Source organism: Frankia gtarii, from assembly GCF_025403375.1.
Classification (GTDB): domain Bacteria; phylum Actinomycetota; class Actinomycetes; order Frankiales; family Frankiaceae; genus Frankia; species Frankia gtarii.
In genome coordinates this window covers 1-1,266 of sequence record NZ_JAMPTM010000544.1, presented here as the reverse complement: position 1 = coordinate 1,266, position 1,266 = coordinate 1, and the positions used below count along the sequence as shown (strand labels likewise).

Here is a 1,266-nt window from a genome sequence, read left to right as displayed (position 1 = left end):
CCGCACACCACCCCGACCGCGCCCGATACCGGCGGCGACGGAGGCGGCGGCGGAATTGTCGGCTGGATCACCCGCGGTATCACCAGCGCGATCAACAGCTTTTTCCGGGGCTTGGTGACCGCCGCTCTCAACCCCTTGTTGGATCTGCTGGGTCGCACGCTGTTGACCACACCGAAACCGTCGGAGCTGCCGGCGATCGGTGAACTGTGGACAACCTCGTGGGGCATCACCGTCGCCTCCTACAGCATCCTCATCATGATCGGCGGGATCACGATCATGACGTTCCAGTCGGTGCAGGCCCGGACGTCCATCAAGGAGATCGCTCCCCGCATTCCCCTCGGGTTCCTGGCCGCGACCCTGTCCCAGTTCCTGGCCGGCAAGATCATCGAAATCGCGAATCCGTTGCCCGCCGCGATCCTCGGGCAAGGACTCGACCCGAACACGGCCTCCCAACAGTTGCGGAACATCATTCTCGGCGCGATCGCGCCACCGATCGGGCCCACCGGCGCCACAGGTGTCGTCAACCGAAGCATCTTCGTCATTTTCCTGGGGTTGTTTCTCGCCGGTTCGATCGTCGCGCTGCTGTGCACCTACATTGCCCGGGTCACGATCACCGTGGCGTTGATCGGAGCCGCACCGCTGGCACTCGCGGGACACGCTCTACCGCAGACCGAGAAGGTCGCGTACTGGTGGTGGAAGGCATTCTTCGCCTGCATCAGTATCCAGATCGCCCAGTCCTTCGTTCTCATCGCGTCTTTCAAGGTGTTCTTCGCCCCCGGTGGTTTCACCGTGTTCGGCCCGAAACCGGACGGGCTGGTGAACCTGCTGGCAGCCATCACCCTGATCTATTTCCTGTTCAAGATCCCGTTCTGGATGATGCCAAAGATCGGCCAGGGCGGCAGCAGCGTTCTGGGCCGGATCGTGCGCGCCTACGTCACCGGTCGCGCCCTGGGTCTGCTGGGCGGCGGACGGTTCGGCCGCGGCCCCCAGCGCACCCCCACCGGCCGCCGCCGCCAGACGCCTCCTCCTCGGCGACAGGCACAGAACCCGATCACGCGCCGGCCGCTACGGCAGCCTCCGCGCGGCCGGACCACCCCCCAGTTCCTCCAACCGATACCGGCGGTACCTATGCACGATCTCGCCAGCGGTAAGGCCACCGGCCCGCCGCCTCCCGCGGTCTTCCTTCCCCCCTCGATGCCGGGCGGCGATCCCGGCCAGAACGTTCGCCCCCGACCCCGTCCGACCGGGCCACCGTCCCCGCCGGTG

Annotated in this window: 1 pseudogene; it reads left to right on the top strand. The window is 66.7% G+C overall.

Annotated elements, in window-relative coordinates:
- Positions 1 to 162: 162 nt before the first annotated feature.
- Positions 163 to 1,266: pseudogene (locus NBZ83_RS32205) on the top strand (hypothetical protein); the annotation flags it as partial.